At 40.9% G+C, this 16,525-nt stretch carries 10 protein-coding genes; 7 read left to right on the top strand and 3 right to left on the bottom strand.

What is annotated here, in order from left to right; genetic code table 11:
* Window positions 1–653 precede the first annotated feature (653 nt).
* The 6 genes from EAG18_RS04900 (at window position 654) to rmuC (ending at window position 8,803) form a co-directional block, all read left to right on the top strand.
* Window positions 654–1,886, top strand: a complete 1,233-nt coding sequence (locus EAG18_RS04900; RefSeq protein ID WP_125251283.1) for an AAA family ATPase — start codon at window positions 654–656, stop codon at window positions 1,884–1,886.
* 15 nt (window positions 1,887–1,901) lie between these two features.
* Window positions 1,902–2,867 carry a ParB N-terminal domain-containing protein gene (locus EAG18_RS04895; RefSeq protein ID WP_125251282.1) on the top strand — a complete coding sequence of 322 codons (966 nt, stop codon included), beginning with the start codon at window positions 1,902–1,904 and terminating at the stop codon, window positions 2,865–2,867.
* 164 nt (window positions 2,868–3,031) lie between these two features.
* Complete coding sequence (locus EAG18_RS04890) at window positions 3,032–6,124, top strand: DEAD/DEAH box helicase (RefSeq protein ID WP_125251281.1); 3,093 nt, start codon at window positions 3,032–3,034, stop codon at window positions 6,122–6,124.
* 239 nt (window positions 6,125–6,363) lie between these two features.
* Window positions 6,364–6,567: a hypothetical protein gene (locus EAG18_RS04885; protein ID WP_125251280.1), complete on the top strand. Its 204-nt coding sequence runs from the start codon at window positions 6,364–6,366 to the stop codon at window positions 6,565–6,567.
* A 5-nt stretch (window positions 6,568–6,572) separates the two neighbouring features.
* Window positions 6,573–7,259 (top strand): response regulator, encoded by a 687-nt coding sequence (locus EAG18_RS04880; RefSeq protein ID WP_125251279.1) that lies wholly within the window; start codon window positions 6,573–6,575, stop codon window positions 7,257–7,259.
* 62 nt (window positions 7,260–7,321) lie between these two features.
* Window positions 7,322–8,803: a DNA recombination protein RmuC gene (gene rmuC, locus EAG18_RS04875; protein ID WP_125251278.1), complete on the top strand. Its 1,482-nt coding sequence runs from the start codon at window positions 7,322–7,324 to the stop codon at window positions 8,801–8,803.
* A gap of 69 nt (window positions 8,804–8,872) precedes the next feature.
* Here rmuC and EAG18_RS04870 read toward each other — a convergent pair whose 3' ends face one another.
* A complete protein-coding gene (locus tag EAG18_RS04870; RefSeq protein ID WP_125251277.1) occupies window positions 8,873–9,358 on the bottom strand; it encodes a hypothetical protein in 486 nt (161 codons plus the stop codon).
* Window positions 9,359–9,684: 326 nt separating this feature from the next.
* On the opposite strand from EAG18_RS04870, the gene EAG18_RS04865 reads away from it, so the two are divergent.
* Window positions 9,685–12,228, top strand: coding sequence for a TonB-dependent receptor (locus EAG18_RS04865; RefSeq protein ID WP_125251276.1), 2,544 nt, complete (start codon window positions 9,685–9,687; stop codon window positions 12,226–12,228).
* A gap of 46 nt (window positions 12,229–12,274) precedes the next feature.
* On the opposite strand, the gene EAG18_RS04860 is transcribed toward EAG18_RS04865, so the two are convergent.
* The gene (locus tag EAG18_RS04860) at window positions 12,275–14,326 is read right to left on the bottom strand and encodes an ATP-binding protein (protein ID WP_125251275.1); all 2,052 of its coding nucleotides are present in this window, start codon (window positions 14,324–14,326) and stop codon (window positions 12,275–12,277) included.
* 481 nt (window positions 14,327–14,807) lie between these two features.
* Entirely contained in the window at window positions 14,808–16,412 is a 1,605-nt protein-coding gene (locus tag EAG18_RS04855) for an isocitrate lyase (RefSeq protein WP_125251274.1), read from the bottom strand.
* Window positions 16,413–16,525: the final 113 nt, after the last annotated feature.

The following is a 16,525-nucleotide window of genomic DNA, read 5'->3' as shown; positions in this document are numbered from 1 at the left end:
GGAAAAGTTAATGATTAAAGTTAGTATAAAAGTGATCTGAGGTCATTTTTTTTGTTTGGATCATTTTTTTACTAACTGGCTCAATTTTCAGATCAACATTTTACTAAGCTAGCACTTAAAAACCCATAAAACTCTCTCAATAATCTAGTTTTTTGCTGATTTTGACCCACTACACCACGCACCTGTGGAAAACTACAACCTAAATTAGTATAGATCTGATCTCTACTTAGAAGAGATCAGATCTATACTTACATTTTACGATCGGATCTTACCGCTACTGTGAATAACCAACTGATTTTACTTAGTAAAAAATTGATCTCATTAATAAAAAAATAGCATATACCTGTGGGTAAGATGTGAGTAACTATAAAAATAAAATACTAGTTAGTAAAAATCAGATCTGTTAGTTGTAAGAGATCTGATCTTAACCAAGTAATATTGTGATCTAAAAAAAACAATAAAATTCATATAAAACATATAGATACATACTAAAATTTAAACCTTAGCCTTTAATACCTATATATTTAGCCATATCTAACCTTTCTTATTTATTCTTAGATGTAAACATAAATTACAAATGTCTCTGTTTTTTTGTGTTTACAGCAAATTGAATGGACATTATAATTATTAGCATCAAATGAAGGATAATGTGTATGTCTATAAATAACAATGCGCTCTCAACGTACAGACTGTTAAAAGCAACAGCTGAAGTCGCCGAACAATCTCTTGCTGGGCGGATACAACACTATCGCGCTCATTTAAAAACCGAAGAAAAAGAACTTCGAACTTATACGCAAAAAGCAGCTGCTGATCTTTTAGGTGTCAATAACAGAACACTCAAACGACGTCATGACCAAGGTGACTTTGACAATATAAACATTAAGAAAGGTGCTAACGGCCATTATGCTTATACATTATCAAATATTTTCGCTATGGCCGAAGTATTAGGTGTAAGTGCAGACCAACGTAAAGAAAAAGACAAACTTCAAGTTATCGTGATTAATAGCTTAAAAGGTGGCTGTGGAAAAACAACGAGTTTGGTAAATATTGCAGCTGCCTTGGCCACTACAAATATTAAGCGCTATCGCATAGGGATCATCGATCTCGATCCTCAAGGATCTTCATCCAGCTTTTTTCCATCAAACGATCATGAGCCGATCACAGTCGGTGATTTAATGAGAGATTGTATTGATTTAGATGAAGGTGAAACATGGGAAGATCTAGTTTCAAGTGCATTTCAGACAACCCACATACCAAATATTAGAGTACTACCGTCAGGTATGGATGACTTTTACTTTGAACATGAAACTGCTACCGAATTGAAAGAAAGCTCAAGCTATGAATCAACAAGACACTATCATAAGCTCAAAGAAAAGGTTATAGAGTCTGTACAAGACGAGTTTGACATAATTCTTGTAGATACTGCACCATCACTTAATTTCATGTTCTACAATGCACTGATGGCTTCTACTTCAATGTTGATCCCTGTTCATCCAGAAGCGGTTGACTTCGATGCAAACAATAAATATCTAAAACGCCTCGGTGAAATTTATCACACTGTTGCAGCATTAGGTCACGAGGGGTGGGATTTTATGCAATTTTTGGTAACGAATTACGTAAAAGGAAACCATTCACAACGGGATATTGTTAAGGATGTGCGTAGTGCATTTGGTAGGCAAGTAATGAGTTACCCGATTAACCACAGTTCCGCTATCACCGCAAGCTCCTCGTCGTTTAATACGATATTCGATCAAAAGACTTCTGATAGTCTTGCAAGTAGAGAGTCTTTACTTAAAGCACAAGAAAATATCAAAGACGTGGTCGATGAACTTGAAATGCTTATTCGCTCAAATTGGCCTTCAACACAATCCTCGCTAGCAGAATAAAAAAGGTATCCACAAATGGCTAGAAAACGCAAAAATGACACAAGAATAGACCCTTTTGCAACCGCTGTTGAGGGTAGTAGTTTGGACGATCTATTGGATCAGGCAAAAGTAGGTGATGTGGTTACAATGCCAGCTCCAAGCGATCCTAATCGCACGATTGTATTGACCTGTGAGATCATTCCATTTTCAGATATTGAGAATAAAACAGCAGTATTTGGACAAAATCGCCGCGAGCAATCTTTGTTAAGCGAAAAAGCAGTTGCTGATATTTTACCTGCAATCAAAAAAGACAAGCGCAATTTGCATCCAGCTCTATGCTGGAGGAACGACGGTAAGTTACATGTATTATCAGGGTCAAGACGCCGCAAGGCCTGTTTATTAGCTGAAGCTGATTACGTTGTTCTGAGTTCTAAAGATTTTAACGAGGAAGATGCTAAAACACTGGCGGTTTCTTCTGATCAGTATATTGCGCCTAGTTTATGGGAGTTAGGTAAAGCATATAGCGATACTAAGCATGCTTTGATCCAGCAAGGTAAAAAAGGATCTTATCGAGAAATAGCAGCAATTGAGGGAGTTTCTCATACCGCTGTAGCTGACGCACTAAAGGCATTTGAAAGCATTCCAGTAGAAGTACTAAAGTATTATCCAACCGCAAACCATTTAGGCAGGGAGGCGGCAAAAAAATTGATTGCAGCAAAGCAAGAACAGCCTCAGTTTTTCGCTGAACAATTGGCAGGATTATCAAACCAAGAGTTTATGACCGATGAAATGTCAGATGAAAAAAGGGCACTACAGATAACTAAATTTTTGACAACATTTGGCAATAGCGATTCGGCTAGAGTCGAATCTATGCTCGAAAGCGATTATATTAGGATCCAGCGTAACTTAAAAAGCGGCGATGTTACCGTAAAAATTGATAATCGTGTTCTTACCGATAAACGTTTGGAACAATTACAAAAACTACTGAGTAGCTACAATTAAACGTTACCGATACCGAGTTGGACAAATTTACTTCAACTCGGTGCTTTTTATGGTCACTTGACCTCCAACCAGTCGTTTTTTACCTATTTTCTCGCATTTGGCTCTTTAGCTCATATCACTAATTTCATATACTGGCTTTTTACTTTGATTTTGACGTGCACTTAATGTCTTCGCAGTTATCTAAAGAGCAACTTTTCGCCTTATTTGAAGAAATCAAGCAGGAGCAAGCGAGTCAGTTTCCGCTATCTGAGCGATTTCTTCGTCAATATTTTAATTCCGGCTTGTTAGCAAAAGCAAAGGAATATCTTAAAGATGAACAGGTTTGCTTTTTGCAGCATAGTGATAACTTCGCTCAGATTGATGCGCAAGTATTGGGCAATTACGGTAATACGTTTACCCAGCATATCAAAATCAATCAGGAGCAGGGGGCTGTCTCTGTCGAAGCAAATTGCTCTTGTTCTAATAATCCTAAGTGTCGACATATCGCAGCTGTATTGCTGAAACTAAAAATCGAACACTCCGGTGGATTTGGCGAAGCTTTTTTAGTTAACGATTGGTTTAATGAATTAGCGCAGCTACAGCAAACAGATAAAGCTGACGCTGATAATGTGTTGTTGTTTGTATTAGAGCCTCGGGCAAATGAAGTATTAGTAAGCCCTAAAGTATCACCAAACCGTCCAGATGGCCTGTATCCTCTTGGCCGTGCACTGACAGAGCAACAACTCAACAGCCAAGTTGCTCCCGCCGGATTATTAGAAAGTGATTTTCGCTTATTCAGTTGGATCCGCTCCCAAAATACGCCTGGCCACTTTGAGTTGTTTGGTGCGTGGGGCTTTAATGCTCTGACTCAGCTTATACATACACATCGCTGTTTTTATCGTAATCATCGTCAGCCATTGGAGTTGGGTCACAAGCAAACATTAGACTTTTATTGGCATCAAGAGAATGACGAATATCAGCTAAAGAGCCGTTTAGCTGGTGTTGAGCATTGGCGATTGGTTAAAACCGAGCCACCAGTTTATTTGGATACTGAAAATCTACTCATTGGTAGGATTGAATCTGAATTAACCGCATCTGAAATTGCCCACCTCCATACGATGCCACCGATCACAGGTGAAAAACTTGAGCAAGTGATGTCGCGTTTTCAAGATATTTTTACCGACGATATTATTGCACCGCCATCTGGTTTTTCTCAACTCGTAAACCCGCAATCAACAGTCGCCAAACTGATCAAATCAGAGCGTGCAAACAAAATTAGGTTTACCATTGAGCCACTAGGAAAAGGTGGGTCGAAAAAACAATTATCACGTCTTGAACAAGTGCTTACAGGACTGGGTTTTGTACACGAAGGTGAAGACTTTTTGCTGCCCACCGAGGACGGTGTTGAAATACACTGGTTCAACAAAGAAGTTAGACCTTACCTGCAAGGCAAACGTTGGGTTGTGGATGAGCTGCCAGGCAATGGTCATGTTGTTACTCCGAAAGTGATCTTATCTCTTAAACGTGACAAACAACACCATGTTTTGGGTAAAGTGATGCTGGATGATAAACCTATTACTTTAAACTGGGATAAACATCCGGTTCRCGAGCTAAACAACTTAGCCCATGAGTATCGTTATGTGGAGATCGGAGAGCAGTTTTACGCAATCAGTCGCAGCGTATTTGATGAATTGCTGACATTAAAATCTCGCTTTAGTTATTACCTATCCAGCTCTCAGTTTAAGTTCCCACTTTCGTACGCTAAAAAGCTATTTGAGCTGGCGCATATTGAAACCAAGTCAAGCGATCAAAAGTTACTTGAATATTTAGCGGAATTAGAAAAGCCGATTGAACAAAATGAAGTTATTCCGGCTAGTGAAGGACAGTGCTTTACTTTACGCGATTATCAGGCTCAGGGAGTTAACTGGCTTAAGTTCCTAAATCGTCATCAACTAGGTGGTATTCTCGCTGACGATATGGGCCTTGGTAAGACGTTACAAGTAATAGCATACTTCATTGCGCAACATAACACCCTCGTGACACAACCAAGTTTAATTGTCTGCCCTACTAGCTTAGTTGGAAATTGGAGAGATGAATTTAAACGCTTTGCTCCTCACCTACCCTTGACTATTATTCATGGTGCTAACAGAGAGGAAGCACTAACTAACTTATCGGGTGCTCGTTTTATTCTGACCACTTATCCATTGTTAAAACGAGATGTTGCTTATTACAAAGGGTTGGATTTCGACTCTATCGTGTTAGATGAAGCGCAGTATATCAAAAATGAAACTGCACAAATTTCCAAATGTGTGAAGGGACTTTCTGCGCGTTTCAAACTCTGTTTGAGTGGCACACCGGTTGAAAACAATTTACTTGAGCTAAAGTCGTTACTGGACTTTGTAATGCCGGATGTATTGGGGACCAAACAACAGTTTAAACAACACTTTCAGATCCCTATCGAGAAAGAGCAAGATCGTGCTCGTGCGAGCGAACTGAGATCTTTAATTGCACCGTTCATTCTAAGAAGAACAAAGTCAGAAGTAGTAAAAGAGCTACCTAATAAAACAGAACTTATTAAAGAGTTAGAGTTCTCAGAGTCGCAGCATAAGCTGTATCAAGGCGTGCAGCATCAAGTAGAGAGTAAATTACAGAACTTATTCCAAGAGCATGGCGTTGAAAGGAGTAAGTTGGCGTTTCTTGATGCACTGCTTAAGCTGCGTCAGATCTGCTGTCACCCTCAACTCGTGGATAAGGATTTGGCAGAGCATAGCAGTGCAAAGTTTGAATGGCTTGCACAGCACCTGCCGACACTATTAAGTGAAGGTCGCAAGATCATCATCTTTAGTCAGTTCACCAGTGTGCTTGATCTCATTGCGGAGCAGTGCCAACAACAACAGCTGAAGTATACAATGTTAACCGGTCAAACCAGACAAAGGGATAAGGCAATAGAAGCATTTACTTCAGGTAAGTGCAGCATCTTTTTAATAAGCCTTAAAGCCGGTGGGACAGGCTTGAATCTTACTCAAGCTGATACCGTGATCCACTTTGATCCTTGGTGGAATCCAGCTGTTGAAAATCAAGCTACTGATCGCGCGTATCGTATTGGCCAAGACAAGCCGGTCTTTGTTTACAAATTAATTATGGCTAATTCCATCGAAGAAAAGGTATTTAAGATGCAAAGAGACAAACAGGCGCTAGTTGACGCTTTGTTTGCAGACTCTGGAGTTAACCTGAGCCAATTTGATGAGTCACAAATGCTCGCATTGATAAAAAGTTAAAAATAAAATTGAACTAAATGAAAACCTCGTAGGTCTATGATTATGCTTATTGCGAACATGTTGGTGTAATAGGCGTATGTTGATTTCCCCCTTTGTTACTGATTGTAATAAGCCAGCTTAACTAAGCTGGCTTTTCTTTTTCTGATGAAAAAAACATCATCACACTCCATTTTTGTTCCATAATATCGCGCTTTAATATTCATAACGGAGAAACGCCATAGACCAATTAGGATAATGCTATGCTTTGCTACGATGCGACGATTACACACTTAAACTTTATTGAGACACAATCACAAACGGATTATGATCTGTTAAATGAAGTGGCGAGTTCAGAGGATTTGTCTAGTATACTGACAATGTTGTTATTCGATGACACACTGTCGGATACTTTGAAGCGTCAAGTCCGACAGCAATTGAAAAGTTTAAAAGCAAAGAGTAAATAAACCCTATGTCTACACCTCCAAACATCTTACTCGTTGAAGACGATCAAGATATTGCAGAGCAAGTATTACTGTTCTTTCGAGCGTCAGGATTTAAGATGTTCCATATTGCTGATGGCGCAGAAGTGGTATCTTGGGTACGCGAAAATCAACCGGATGCGATTTTAATGGATATCATGCTACCAAACCAAGATGGCGTGGAATGTATGCGGCAAATTAGGACATTCTCCGAAGTTCCTATTGTTATGTTAACAGCAAAAGTCACAGAAGCTGATCGTTTACAAGGACTAGAGGTTGGTGCAGACGATTATGTTTGTAAACCATTTAGCGCAGCTGAGTTAGTGATGAGAATGAAAGCTATCTTACGTCGTTGCGTGAACACGCATTCCTACCAAAAACCGATAGAAGTTAACCGTGATGAATTGAGTGTAAAGTTGAGCGGTTGTACTTTGGGGCTCACTAAAGTTGAGTTTGATGTATTTGCTTTGTTGTACGATGCGCCTAATCGTGTCTTCTCAAGACAACAAATTCTTGACCATATTCAGCCAGATAATTTTGATATTTCAGATAGAGTTATTGACAGTCATATTAAAAATATCAGAAAAAAAATCAAAGAATTAGAGCATTCCCCTAAAATTGTTGAATCGGTGTATGGCGCCGGGTACCGTTATAATGGCCAACAGATCACTGAATGACTAAGTGATTGAAATTTATATCTAAGGTATTATCAAAGCAGAACAACTGATGAGATTTCAATATGCTTTGGTCAATGCTTTCAACAACGCCTGCATGGTATAGTATGGCACTGTTTGCAGGCGGTGCAGCTACCCTCCTTCCTATTGTATGGGTGATCCGCAGTACATTAAAAAATCAGCTTAATACTCAACAAGCAACAGAACATGCCTTGCGTGCTCAAATCGTTCAAGCTGAACAGGTAGTTCAGGAGCTCCGTGAACAGCAGCTACAAAGTCATGGCCAAGTACAGCAAATGCAAGCCCGCCTTAACGAACGTCAACGTCAAGCTACTGAGTATCAACAGCTTTGGCAGCGTGAGCTCGACGCCAAAGAAGAAATTCAAGCCCATGCTCATKGGCTTGAAATTGAAATGGCGAATTTACAAACCTTATTAGAGCAAAAGCAACACCATTTTGAGCAGCAACTAGCGCAACTTGAACAAGCCAAAGTACAGTTAAAAGAAGAGTTTCATAACCTTGCCAACCAGATCTTTGATGAAAAGACAGCGCGCTTTAGCCATCAAAGTAAAGAAAAAATCCAACAATTGCTGCAACCTGTCCAAGGGGAGTTAAAAGGCTTTAGGGATAAGATGGAGGCAATCCATAGCGAAGAGCTAAAACAGCGGGCTTCTTTGAAAACTGAATTACTCCATCTACAAGCTAATAATCGAGTGATGACAGAGCAGGCTGAACGCTTAACTACTGCGCTACAGGGACAGAAAAAAGCACAAGGTAATTGGGGCGAATTGATGCTTGAAAATGTGCTCGATAGTGCTGGTTTAAGACCCGGTTATGACTATCAGCGAGAAGTTAATTTTAATACAGATGAAGGAAAGTTTCGCCCTGATGTGGTGGTTTATCTACCGCAATCTCGTCACTTAGTCATCGATGCGAAGACATCGTTAAACGCCTATACACGTTATATTAATGCAACAACTGACAGTGAGGCCAATCAGGCTATCGTAGCGCATAGCGAAGCTATTACAGCGCGTATCAAAGAGCTTGGAAGTAAATCCTATGAGCGCCTCCCTGGTCTCAATTCTCCGGAAGTGGTTATTATGTTTATTCCGATTGAATCGGCATTTGTTGAAGCGGTAAAGCATAAACCAACCCTTTATCAAGACGCGCTACAACATAATGTTTTGGTTGCGACGCCAACGACTTTATTGACGAGTCTCAATATCGTGAAGCAACTATGGCGTTTTGAAGATCAAAGTAAGCATACGAGAGAACTGGCACTACGAGCAGAGAAGTTTTATAACAAGTTAAATAACTTCTTGCATAGTATGGAGAATGTGGGCAAGCAACTTGATAAAGCGAAAGAAAGCTATGAAAGGGCATTTTCCCAGTTGTATATGGGCAAAGGAAACTTAATCAAACAGGCCGCTGAGTTTAAAGAGCTTGGTGTTGCGGTAGTTAAAGAGCTGCCAGCAGATCTAGAGGAAAAAGCGAAACTGGAGCTCGAGCCTAAATCTCCTACTCTCTCTTCTAAAAACCCGCAATGATCTAATATCATTGAGTATAAACCCTAAAACAAAAGGCCACAGATGGCCTTTTGTATTGATCAGACTAAGTTAAGGGGCGCTGCACTTTGCGTAATTGCTATGACGCGGTGAGCCTGAGTATAAGTGCATGTATAGCGTAAACTGATTTACATCACGCCAGATATTATGAGTCGCTGGTGGGCACAGAGATTGCTCTATGTAGCCTGTTAGCGCCTGCCCTGTTAATGCCAGTTCTGAGGGAATGCGAATGAACACGTTTATATCGTCTTTACTTATTTTCATATGCGAAAATTGCCAACTGCCCACCATGTATTGCCTAGTAAAGTAGCGATTGAGGCGTTTTTCTGATTCTTCACTCAGCACTAAGTTAGCGGGAGTAGCTGTATCTTTCAGAAGTGCCCACGCACTCAGCAATGAAATTGTCATCGCGAGCAAAAAAGTCACAATCACCATAGGTGACAGCTTAGTCTTTGGCTTACTCTGTTGTTGCTGCTGTTTAGCTCTAGACTCGACAATTTTCAGCCAGTCAGCATGTTTAAGCGTCCGTTGTGTCATCGTTTCTCTCCGTTTTCATATGCTGATATTTAAGCGTTGTAATATGGAGTAAAGATGGAGTGAATAAACATCAGACCAGTGCCAATTGAGGGTATAAGATAGATCGAAAAATTCTTTATTGTGGGTGAAAGAATAATTTTAAAATTCGCGTCTTTTCTTACGAGAGTTACTTAATTTTAGGTTGGTATCGAATAAGTAAGTGCCAACATTTTAATCGTAAATCGGATGGTATTCGTATTCAGTCTTGATTTATTCCACTATTGACTAAATTAAGTACTAGTCGGTCTTTCACTGACTCTGCGTTCAACATATTCACGGGACAAACTATGCAATTTATTAATAACAAGCTAGACAGCGCTGTTCGCAAGCCAATCTCGTTGGCTGTCGGTGCTGCGCTTCTTTCAACTATTTCAATTCACGCGCAGGCAGAAAGTAATAACACTGAAGCTAAAGACAGTGTCGAAGTTATAGAGATCACAGGTACCAGAAGAAGTCTGCGCAGTGTGGCTGAAAGTACCGTTCCGGTTGATGTCATTTCGCTAGATGATATGCAAAGTACAGGTCAGCTAGAGCTAAGCCAGGTACTTACTACGCTGGTGCCAAGTTTTAACTTTCCTAACTCAACACTCGCGGATGGTACTGATCATGCGCGTCCTGCCGTGCTTCGCGGGTTAGCACCAGACCATACTTTAGTACTTGTAAATGGTAAACGCCGCCACGCAGGTGCATTATTGAATTTAAATGGTACAGTTGGTCGTGGCTCAACAGCTGTAGATTTGAATACCATTCCTGCTGCCGCAATCAAACGTGTTGAGGTCTTACGTGATGGTGCTGCTGCACAGTACGGCTCAGATGCAATTGCGGGAGTGATTAATATTGTGCTTAAAGATGCAGAAGAAGGCGGTAGTATAAGCGTTACCTATGGTGAACACGACACCCAGATGGCAGGTGTTCCAGACTTATTAGCCACCCGTACAGATGCTTCGGGCGATTTAGATTTTGTATTAGGTGATGACCGCAAACGCAATGACGGCGGTACCACAACCATTGGTGCTAATATTGGCTTTGCGCTAGGCAATGATGGCTTTATTAATCTTTCAGCCGAATATAGAGACAAAAAACCAACGAATCGTTCGGGCTTTGATCCAAGAGAGCAATATGCTCGTGATGACAACGGTCAATTGGACGCTCGAGAGTTTACTTTTGACCGCTACAATCACCGTTTTGGCAAAGCTGAAGTGGAAGACTTTGCGCTCTTTTTCAATGCTGGCTACAACTTAGATACTGATACAGAGCTTTATTCATTTGGTAGTTACTCAACACGAGAAGGTAACTCTGGTGGGTTTTATCGCCGTGCAAAAGACAGCCGTAATCTAACTGCGGTTTATCCAGACGGTTTCTTACCACAAATTGTCAGTGATGTTGATGATTACTCATTCGCTATTGGCGTAAAAGGAACTCGCGGTGATTGGGACTATGATATTAGCAGCAACTATGGCGTGAATGACTTTGGTTTGGGAGTTGTAAACAGCCTAAACACCTCAATGGGCGTAACCAGTCCAACTGAATTTAATAATGGCGCCTTGATTTATTCACAGTGGTTAGTGAATGCGGACGCGAAAACAGCATTGGATTTGGGTTTACCAGACGATGTTTTTTTCACCCTTGGTGCTGAATATCGCCGTGAAAATTACGAAATTGAAGTTGGTGACGAGGCGTCTTATCTAACGGTGCTTGATGCCGAAGGTAATCCTGTGGCCGCTGGTGGTGCGCAAGTACTGGCCGGGTTTTCACCGGCAAGTGCGGTAGATGAATCTCGCCACAATATCGCTTTATTTGCAGAGTTCGATACGTATCTAACACAAGACTGGAATATCGTCTTGGCTGGTCGTTTCGAGGATTATAGCGACTTTGGCAGCACCTTTACTAGCAAACTTGCATCGCGCTATGTGGTTTCAGACAACCTATCGTTACGTGGTGCGATAAGTACCGGTTTCAGAGCGCCTTCATTAGCGCAAACATCATATAAATCAGTAGCAACCGTATTTGAAAATGGCGTACCAAGTGAAGTTGGACACTTTCCGGTTGATACGCCTGCAGCTAAAGCACTCGGTGCTCGCGAGCTAGAAGCTGAAGAGTCAGTGAATGCTACGGTGGGTTTTGTGTACACACTTGATGCGTTCTCATTCACGGTAGATGCGTATCGAATTGATATTGATGACCGCATTGTACTCTCTGAGAATCTAAATGGTCCTGAGGTTATTGATATTTTACGCCAAGCAGGCGAGCTTAACACACAAAGTGTCAGGTACTTCACAAATGCCATCGACTCTCGCACTCGAGGTGTTGATATCGTTGCGACATACAGCTTTGACCTCTCTGACTTTGGTGATTTGAGATTAAGTGCTGCGGTCAATATTAACGATACCGAAGTAACGGATGTCAAAGCGAACCCAGCAGAGCTAGAAGCCTTAGGTGACAGCTATGAATATTTTGCTCGTCGGGAAATAGCTCGATTTGAAGATGGTACACCAAAAGATAAATGGAACTTAGCAGCAATTTGGCAGTTTGGTGATTGGCAAACAACCCTACGCGCAACACGTTATGGTGAAACAACTGATTCTTCAAGCTCGGTTACAGGTGATGAAGTATTAGATGCCAAATGGATTACAGATTTGGAAGTGGCCTATAATTTAGGTGACAACTGGAAATTCGCCGTCGGCGCAAACAACCTGTTTGACCAGTATCCTCAAGATACGGTGAGTAATATTGGTTTTACAACATTTAACCAAATCTTCCCTTACTCAGCGTTTTCGGCATACAACACTGATGGCCGTTTCGTATATGGCAATATTAGCTATCGCTTTTAAATATGATTTGAAGTAATCAATGGCCAAGCAAACGCTTGGCCTTTTTTTATTTATAATTGCTATCTACCGCATGGGGAAGGTTTATTTGGATACATAGACCACCGAACTTTCCTGACTTAAGCCTAATTGTTCCATTCATTGCCTCTACTATGCTTTTACAAATAGAAAGACCTAGCCCTGATCCCCCTGTTGCCCGGCTTCTTGAAGCTTCAACACGGTACAGGCGTTCAAATAATTTGTTTTGCTCGCGCTCTAATACCCCTGGTGAGCTATCATCAACTTGTAAGAAGAATCCAAATTTATTAACCACAGCTTTAAAGCGCACTTTGCCAGGGACATCTGTATATAAACAGGCATTTTTTGCTAGGTTATCAATCACTCGGTCTAGCTTTGGCTTATCGATATGAATATCCATATCGTCAACGTGAATGTCAGCAATAAATTGCAACTTATTACTAGTTACTAACCTCTCAACATCATACACATAGCTTTGTATTACAGTTTTGGCATCGTAAAGCTGAGGGTGGATCACTAAAGCATTATGATCTGCTTGGGAAAGCTGGTAGACATTAGATATCAGGTCGTTAAGTTGATTTATCTTATTGTTTATTTTTGCATAAGCGATGGTGCTGTCATCTATCAGGTTATGCTCCATGGCTTCAATGTGAAGTTTCAGTACACTTAAAGGCGTACGAAGTTCATGAGAAATATCAGCCAGCATTTTGTCTTTTTGTGCAATGTTTGATTGATACATTTTGGCTTTCAAAGTTGCACTTCTATGTTTTGCTATAAAAAATCCGATAAAGAAAGTCCCCATTAAAAAAACGGCGATAGCAGTGACTAACCACATTTGTGTAGAAAGCTTGGCATTTTTAAGGTTAATTTCTGTTATAGCCTGCTTGGCCTGAGCTTTTTCAAGTTCCTGAGATTGGATTAAGGCATCAATACTGGCTTTGTAAGTACTTACCTGTTTTTGTAAGTAGTCAGCATGGATGTTCGATTGCAGCTCTGCAGCTGAATACATAAATTGGTACGCATCCGCAAAGTTGCCGTCAAGTGCTAAGGCTTGTGCTTTTAAATGGTGATATTTTTCTTGTAGTACTTCAGCTGCTTCAATTTTTATTAATTTATCGAGTGTGGGCAGTAATGTTTTTGCTTCTTTCAGTTCAGCTCTTGCAAGTCTGACTTCAAGCTCTGTAAGAAAGGCATAAAATTGTTGTAACGTGGAACTCGTTTGTGTTGCATATTCAATCGCAGATAGTGCCTCTGTTAATGCACTGTCTAGCTCAGATTTAGTAATATAAATCAATGCCGCGGTTCGATGTGCGCGACTGAGCGACACCCGAGCATCTAATTGGCGTAAAAGTTCGATGGCCTCGTTAACTTGAAGTAGTGCCTCATCAGCTTTACCGTTTTTGAATTTTAATTCCCCTAACCGCAGTGCTGTACCAGCAACATTACGTAGCTCCTTGGATGCTTTATCTGCTATCAACGCTTGTTGAAAGAAATACTCCGCATTTTCCTTGTCTCCCAAACGCACAGAAATATCTCCAAGGTTGTAAAAATTGGCACCTTGCTTTTCATACTGGTCTGTTCCTTTAAGCAGTTCATATGCCTTTAGATGATACTGCATTGATTGTGCGAGCAGGTTTCTGTGATCAGCGACGACTCCTAAGTTATTATAGGTTTGTGCAATCAAGTTTGGCTTGTTCATTGACTGTGCTGAGTCTAATGCTTTTAAATAAAAGTCTTCAGCAAGTGCTAATTTGCTGATGCTGCGATAGTTGATGCCGATCTCTCGGTATAGCTCATATTTTCTTATCTCAGTTAGGAAGAATTGCTTTTCAATAAAGTTAAGCGTTGATATCGATTTTTCGTATAAATCTTGCTTTCTATATATCATCGCTTGAAGAAAAATAGCTTGGTAGCGTGTTTCATCATTTTCGGTATTACTCAGCTCTTTGATTTTTTCAAGCGCTTCGGTGTACTGACCGGCAATTTCTAGTGCTTGTACTTCTTTTATCGCTATATTTTCAGCATTACAACTCAGCGAAAAAAATATAAGGATTGCAAGCGTGAGATTCTTAAATAGAGTCATCTTTTAAGTTCATATCGTTTTTGTCTGTCATGCAGCATTACACAAAAAAGTGAGGTAAATATGGAAAGTGTAAAGGGGGTTTACAGTGACAATTGATGTTTATCAATCATGCGCTAATAATATGATGAACAAGACTTGGAATATTCTCAGAACAAAATTTTACTAAGTAAGTTAGTAAAAATGTGACCTGTCGTAGATTTAGTTAGTAAAATTTTGGTTTGTAAAAGTGGCTTAAGTCAAAAGTGAGTATTTTTGAGCTAGGATCTTTGATCTTCATAAAAAGATCGGGATCGTTTGTTGTTGGGTTAATAAAATCCTGATCCAAATTTGATTGTTGTTAGTAAAAACATGATCTGTCTAGCAAGGGTTAGTAAATAGGTGATCTGAGACTGATAAGCTAGTAAAAACCTGATCTAATAATCTCAAGCTTTGAAAAGGGCCTTGCGGCCCTTACTGATTTTGGAACTAAATAAATCAAATGTTAGAACTGGTTCATGGTGTTGGCTTCACCGCCAGCTTTTAGTGCATTTTCGCCAGAGAAGTATTCTTTGTGGGTGTCACCTATATTAGAACCAGCTAAGTCTTGGTGTTTAACTGATGCTTGCTCGCGACGGATTTCTTGTCGTTGCACATCACGTACATAGGCAAGCATACCCGCGTCACCAAAATAGCCTTCAGCCAGAATATCGGTGCTTAGCGCTGCTGTATGATAAGTTGGCAGTGTAATTAGATGGTGGAAAATCCCCGCTTCTCTTGCGGAATCCCGCTGGAAGTTTTGCACCAGTCTATCAGCTTCTGTAGCTAATTCGGTTGTGTCTAATTCTGGCGCCATCAATACCTTCGCATCTGTGCTTGGATCAGGGTATGCTGATAAGTCTTTACCTTGTTCTTGCCATTGCTGGTATACCTGCTCGCGGAATTTTAATGTCCAGTTGAACGATGGTGAGTTGTTGTACACAAGCTTAGCGTTAGGCACTTGCTCGCGAACTCGGTTAACCAGCTCGGCAATTTGCTCGATATTTGGTTTTTCGGTTTCAATCCATAATAGATCTGCACCTGATTGCAAGCTAGTTACACAGTCTAGGACCACACGATCTTTTTCTGTACCTGCTTTGAATTGATATAGGCCGTTATCCAAGCGAACCGGTTTTTGTAATTCGCCACCCAGCTTAATTGCCATTTCACCTTCTTGTAAATCAGCGGCTGAGGTCACAGGCGTTGTGTCTAAGTAGCTGGTGTATTGACTCGCAAGGTCGCCAGGTGCTTTTGATACTGGTACTTTTTGCGTCAAGCTTGCACCCAATGAGTCGGTACGGGCAACGATCACGCCATCTTCAACACCAAGCTCAAGGAAAGCGTATCGCACAGCGTTAATCTTAGCTAAAAAGTCCTCATGGGGAACCGTTACTTTACCTGCTTGGTGGCCACACTGTTTTGCGTCCGATACTTGGTTTTCGATTTGAATTGCACAAGCACCCGCTTCAATCATTTGTTTAGCTAATAGATAGGTTGCTTCTTCGTTACCAAAACCGGCATCAATATCTGCAATGATAGGCACTACATGGGTTTCGAAATTATCGATTTTGTTAAGGATCTCGGTTGTGTCTTGGCCTTTGGCTTTTGCTGCATCAAGCTCTTTGTAGAGATGGTCTAGCTCTCGCGCATCGGCTTGCTTGAGGAAGGTGTAGATCTCTTCAATCAAAGCTGGAACTGCTGTTTTTTCGTGCATACTTTGGTCTGGCAGTGGGCCAAACTCTGAGCGCAGCGCAGCAACCATCCAGCCACTTAAGTATACGTAAGAGCGTTTCGTGGTTTTGTTGTGACGCTTTACTGCCATCATCATTTGTTGCGCTGTAAAGCCGTGCCAACAACCAAGGGATTGCGTATATTGGCTGCTATCAGCATCGTATGCTGCCATATCTTCACGCATCACCTTGGCTGTATATTTTGCGATGTCCAAACCGGTTTTGAAGCGGTTTTGTAGGTGCATACGGCTGGCATACTCAGGACTGATAGACTGCCAAGTTTTTCCTTGGCTTTGACATAGACTAGAGAAATGATCTAACTGAGTTTGATACTGAGACATAATTAGCTTCCTTCGAACGGGTACTATAAATCAAATTAAGTTCTGGTTGTTTGTTACACGAAGCCACCTGATGTGAGAGTGGTTGGCTGCGGGCTTAATTAAACACTAGGCCG

Origin of the sequence: Pseudoalteromonas sp. J010 (assembly GCF_003934235.1) — a bacterium.
Lineage (GTDB): Bacteria > Pseudomonadota > Gammaproteobacteria > Enterobacterales > Alteromonadaceae > Pseudoalteromonas > Pseudoalteromonas peptidolytica.
Note: the sequence above shows the minus strand (reverse complement) of the source record. Positions and strands in the feature narration are given on the sequence as shown.